The organism is Actinomyces bowdenii, assembly GCF_017592395.1.
GTDB classification, from domain to species: Bacteria; Actinomycetota; Actinomycetes; order Actinomycetales; family Actinomycetaceae; genus Actinomyces; species Actinomyces bowdenii.
Window position 1 is genome coordinate 1 of the sequence record NZ_JAGFOU010000040.1, and the last position, 5,843, is coordinate 5,843.

Sequence of the window (5,843 nt, forward strand, 5' to 3'; positions counted from 1 at the left end):
TGGGTGTGTTGTTTGAGATCTCGATAGTGTGTCATGTTTTTTATGCCATGTGGGCTTGATGATGGTTCTGCGGCTTTTTTGTTGTGGGGTTGTTGTTGGGTCTGTTTTGTTTTTGGTTTGCCTGCCCTGTTGTGGGGTGGGTTGGGCCATGGGGATAGTTTTCTCTGATTTGTTTTGATTGGGCCTGGCTGTGCGCTTGTTTTGTGTGTGGTTGGGTTTGGTTTTTGTTTGGAGAGTTTGATCCTGGCTCAGGACGAACGCTGGCGGCGTGCTTAACACATGCAAGTCGAACGGTGAAGCCCTTTTTTGGGTGGATGAGTGGCGAACGGGTGAGTAACACGTGAGTAACCTGCCCCCTTCTTCTGGATAACCTCATGAAAGTGGGGCTAATACGGGATATTCTGGTCTGGTCGCATGGCTGGGCTGGGAAAGATGCGCCTTTTGGGTGTTTTTGGTGGGGGATGGGCTCGCGGCCTATCAGCTTGTTGGTGGGGTGATGGCCTACCAAGGCGGTGACGGGTAGCCGGCCTGAGAGGGTGGACGGCCACACTGGGACTGAGACACGGCCCAGACTCCTACGGGAGGCAGCAGTGGGGAATATTGCACAATGGGCGCAAGCCTGATGCAGCGACGCCGCGTGAGGGATGGAGGCCTTCGGGTTGTGAACCTCTTTCGCCAGTGAAGCAGGCCTGCTCCTGTGTGGGTGGGTTGACGGTAGCTGGATAAGAAGCGCCGGCTAACTACGTGCCAGCAGCCGCGGTAATACGTAGGGCGCGAGCGTTGTCCGGAATTATTGGGCGTAAAGAGCTCGTAGGCGGCTGGTCGCGTCTGTCGTGAAATCCTCTGGCTTAACTGGGGGCTTGCGGTGGGTACGGGCCGGCTTGAGTGCGGTAGGGGAGACTGGAATTCCTGGTGTAGCGGTGGAATGCGCAGATATCAGGAGGAACACCGGTGGCGAAGGCGGGTCTCTGGGCCGTTACTGACGCTGAGGAGCGAAAGCGTGGGGAGCGAACAGGATTAGATACCCTGGTAGTCCACGCCGTAAACGTTGGGCACTAGGTGTGGGGGGCCTTTTCCGGGTTCTTCCGCGCCGTAGCTAACGCATTAAGTGCCCCGCCTGGGGAGTACGGCCGCAAGGCTAAAACTCAAAGGAATTGACGGGGGCCCGCACAAGCGGCGGAGCATGCGGATTAATTCGATGCAACGCGAAGAACCTTACCAAGGCTTGACATGAGGGCGATCGCCTCGGAGACGGGGCTTCCTTTTTGGCGCTCTTACAGGTGGTGCATGGTTGTCGTCAGCTCGTGTCGTGAGATGTTGGGTTAAGTCCCGCAACGAGCGCAACCCTTGTCCTGTGTTGCCAGCACGTTGTGGTGGGGACTCGCGGGAGACTGCCGGGGTCAACTCGGAGGAAGGTGGGGATGACGTCAAATCATCATGCCCCTTATGTCTTGGGCTTCACGCATGCTACAATGGCCGGTACAGAGGGCTGCGATGCTGTGAGGCGGAGCGAATCCCTTAAAGCCGGTCTCAGTTCGGATCGGTGTCTGCAACTCGACACCGTGAAGTTGGAGTCGCTAGTAATCGCAGATCAGCAACGCTGCGGTGAATACGTTCTCGGGCCTTGTACACACCGCCCGTCACGTCATGAAAGCTGGCAACACCCGAAGCCCGTGGCCCTATGGGGAGCGGTCGAAGGTGGGGCTGGTGATTGGGACGAAGTCGTAACAAGGTAGCCGTACCGGAAGGTGCGGCTGGATCACCTCCTTTCTAGGGAGTTTTCTGTTCATGGCTCCTGGTTGGTGCTGGGTTGGTTGCTGCTCCTTGTGGGGCGGGCCCGGTGCTGGCTTGTGGGGGCCGTGCAGGGAGTTGTGCATGGTGTAGGAGACCGCTGCTGCGGGGTTGTGGTGCTGGTGTCGCTCGTTGGTGGGCGTCCTGGTGGTGCGCCCTGGTGGTGGTGCGGCCTGGTTGTGGCCCTCTTGTGGTGTCTGCCCCCTCCTTTGTTGTGGGTGGGGTGGGCGTGGGGGTTGTGGCTGGGCTGGTGGCATGCTGTCGGGTTCTGGGGCTGCATGCCCTGGGTGCCTGGCCGCTGCTGGTGGTCCTGCTGTTGTTGGTGGGGGTGCTGGTGGTGGTGTGGGCGGGTTGGTTGTGAACTGTATAGTGGGCGCGAGCATCTGAGTGGGCGCCACCGGGCCATGACTGCTGTTGTTGTGGTGGTGTGGTTGGTGTCTGCTTGTTGTTTTGTGGTGCTTGTTCTGGTTTGTGTTTTTTGTTGTGTTTTGTTTTTTTGAGCGTTCGGTGGATGCCTTGGCATCAGGGGCCGATGAAGGACGTGGTGGCCTGCGATAAGCCTCGGGGAGCCGGCTGGCGGGCTGTGATCCGAGGGTTTCCGAATGGGGGGACCCGGCACGAGTTATGTCGTGTCACCTGCGTCTGAATTGTATAGGGCGTGGGGGGTGACGCGGGGAAGTGAAACATCTCAGTACCCGTAGGAGAAGATATTCCGTGAGTAGTGGCGAGCGAAAGCGGATGATGGCTAAACCGTGTGCGTGTGATACTCGGCAGGGGTTGCGTGCGCGGTGTTGTGGGGCTCTGCTGCTGCCTTCCTGCCGGGGGGCGGTGCGCTTGTGTGCTGGTAGCCGAGACGTCTGGGATGGCGTGGCGTAGTGGGTGAGACCCCCGTAGGCGGAACCGGTGCGCGGGTGTGCGGGTGGGGTGCCCGAGTAGCACGGGGCTCGTGGAATCCTGTGTGAATCTGCCAAGACCACTTGGCTGCCTGAATACCTCCTGATGACCGATAGTGGATAGTACCGTGAGGGAATGGTGAAAAGTACCCCGGGAGGGGAGTGAAATAGTACCTGAAACCGGGCGCTTGCAAGCCGTCAGAGCCCTGCACCTGCTTTTGTGGGTGTGGGGTGGTGGCGTGCCTTTTGAAGAATGAGCCTGCGAGTCAGTGGCGTGTCGCGAGGTTAACCCGTGGGGGGTAGCCGTAGCGAGAGCGAGTCCGAAATGGGCGGTTGCAGTGGCGCGTCGTGGACCCGAAGCGGGGTGATCTACCCATGGCCAGGTTGAAGCACGTGTAAGAGCGTGTGGAGGACCGAACCCACCTAGGTTGAAAACTGGGGGGATGAGCTGTGGGTAGGGGTGAAAGGCCAATCAAACTCCGTGATAGCTGGTTCTCCCCGAAATGCATTTAGGTGCAGCGTCGCGTGTTGCCCGGCGGAGGTAGAGCTACTGGGTGGCTGATGGGCCCCACAGGGTTACTGACGTCAGCCAAACTCCGAATGCCGTCGGGTTGAGCGTGGCAGTGAGACCGCGGGGGATAAGCTCCGTGGTCGAGAGGGAAACAGCCCAGATCGCCGGCTAAGGCCCCTAAGCGTGTGCTAAGTGGGAAAGGATGTGCGGTCGCGCAGACAACCAGGAGGTTGGCTTAGAAGCAGCCATCCTTGAAAGAGTGCGTAATAGCTCACTGGTCAAGTGGTCGTGCGCCGACAATGTAGCGGGGCTCAAGCACACCGCCGAAGCCGCGGATCCCCGGCGTGTTCCCCAGCGCCCCACCTGTTGTGGGGTGTTCAGGGGCCGGGGGTGGTAGGGGAGCGTCCTGCGTGGGGGGAAGCCCGGGAGTGATCGCGGGTGGACTGCGCGGGAGTGAGAATGCAGGCATGAGTAGCGATACTAGGGTGAGAAGCCCTAGCGCCGAATGACCAAGGGTTCCAGGGCCAGGCTAGTCCGCCCTGGGTGAGTCGGGACCTAAGGCGAGGCCGACAGGCGTAGTCGATGGACGACGGGTTGATATTCCCGTACCGGCGAAGCACCGCCCATGCCGACGCGCGGGTGCTGACCCACGCCCGGTCCTCCATAGTCCGTGCCCTGGCCGCCCTCGGGTGGCCCGGGTGTGGCGGGGGGCGGGGTCTGGGGACCCTCCGTGCAGGTAGGCAAGCGTATTAACAGGGGTGACGCACAGTGGTAGCCTCCGCGGGCCTGATGGCTTGGCCCGTTCAAGCGCGCAGCCCGGTCCCCAGGCAAATCCGGGGGCCGGCCACTTATCTGGTGGCAGGGGTGAGGCGTGATGGTGACCCCACCGTTGTGGTGGGGGATAGCAGGGTGATCCTGGGGTGCCGAGAAAAGCCTCGACGCGATGGTGCCAGCCGCCCGTACCCTAAACCGACACAGGTGGTCGGGCAGAGTATGCCTAGGCGCACGAGTGAATCATGGTTAAGGAACTCGGCAAAATGCCCCCGTAACTTCGGGAGAAGGGGGGCCCAAGCCCTGAAACAGCTAGCCTGTTAGGGGTGAGGGTCGCAGAGGCCAGGGAGAAGCGACTGTTTACTAAAAACACAGGTCCGTGCGAAGCCGTAAGGCGATGTATACGGACTGACGCCTGCCCGGTGCTGGAAGGTTAAGAGGAGCCCTCAACCACCTGCTGGTGGTGAAGGGGTGAATTCAAGCCCCAGTAAACGGCGGTGGTAACTATAACCATCCTAAGGTAGCGAAATTCCTTGTCGGGTAAGTTCCGACCTGCACGAATGGCGTAACGACTTCTCCGCTGTCTCAACCATGAGCTCGGCGAAATTGCACTACGAGTAAAGATGCTCGTTTCGCGCAGAAGGACGGAAAGACCCCGGGACCTTTACTACAGCTTGGTATTGGCGTGCCTCATAGCTTGTGCAGGATAGGTGGGAGACAGCGAGGCCATCGCGTCAGCGGTGGTGGAGTCATCCTTGAGATACCACTCTGGCTATGGTGCGCGCCTGAACCTGGGCCCGTGATCCGGGTCAGGGACAGTGCCTGGTGGGTAGTTTAACTGGGGCGGTTGCCTCCTAAAGAGTAACGGAGGCGCTCAAAGGTTCCCTCAGCCTGGTCGGCAACCAGGTGTTGAGTGCAAGTGCACAAGGGAGCTTGACTGCGAGACCGACGGGTCGAGCAGGTACGAAAGTAGGAACTAGTGATCCGGCGATCCCGTGTGGGTGGGTCGTCGCTCAACGGATAAAAGGTACCCCGGGGATAACAGGCTGATCCTGCCCAAGAGTCCATATCGACGGCATGGTTTGGCACCTCGATGTCGGCTCGTCGCATCCTGGGGCTGGAGCAGGTCCCAAGGGTTGGGCTGTTCGCCCATTAAAGCGGTACGCGAGCTGGGTTTAGAACGTCGTGAGACAGTTCGGTCCCTATCCTCTGCGCGCGCAGGAGACTTGAGGAGGCCTGTCCCTAGTACGAGAGGACCGGGACGGACGAACCTCTGGTATGCCAGTTGTCCCGCCAGGGGCACGGCTGGTTAGCCACGTTCGGAACGGGTAACCGCTGAAAGCATCTAAGCGGGAAACCATCTCCAAGACCAGGTCTCCACACCCCCCAGCGGGGTGGAAGGCCCCCAGCAGACCACTGGGTAGATAGGCCAGAAGTGTACAACCAGCAATGGTACAAGCTGACTGGTACTAATAGGCCAACACAAAACACACACACACACACGCAAACACGCGTTCCCAACGCACGAGCACGCCACACCGGCGCCCACTATACGGTCCACAACCAACCCACCACCACCCAACCCCCACACCAAGAACACCAGGAGGGGGATAACAACATAGACAACCAACCCACCACACCCCTCACAACCACAAAAAAAAGGGGGGTCACTGAGAAAAGACGTCTCGGTGGTCACAGCGGCAGGGAAACGCCCGGACCCATCCCGAACCCGGAAGCTAAGCCAGCCAGCGCCGATGGTACTGCACCCGCCAGGGTGCGGGAGAGTAGGACACCACCGAGCACACACCACACGCGGCCCCGCACACCCCCCACAACAAGGAGGAACGTGCGGGGCCGCGCCACATACCACCAGCCAC

General features: G+C 60.2%; 3 rRNA genes. All 3 read left to right on the forward strand.

The annotated features are described in order from the left end of the window. The first annotated feature begins 225 nt into the window (after positions 1 to 225). The 3 genes from J5X07_RS12635 to rrf all read left to right on the forward strand — a co-directional run bounded on the left by J5X07_RS12635 (position 226) and on the right by rrf (position 5,767). A 16S ribosomal RNA gene (locus J5X07_RS12635) occupies positions 226 to 1,770 on the forward strand. Between the two features lie 505 nt (positions 1,771 to 2,275). Beyond that, positions 2,276 to 5,458 (forward strand): 23S ribosomal RNA (locus tag J5X07_RS12640). Between the two features lie 192 nt (positions 5,459 to 5,650). After that, positions 5,651 to 5,767: ribosomal RNA gene (gene rrf / locus J5X07_RS12645) — 5S ribosomal RNA — on the forward strand. Together the 16S, 23S and 5S rRNA genes form the textbook arrangement of a ribosomal RNA operon. The last annotated feature ends 76 nt before the right edge of the window (positions 5,768 to 5,843 follow it).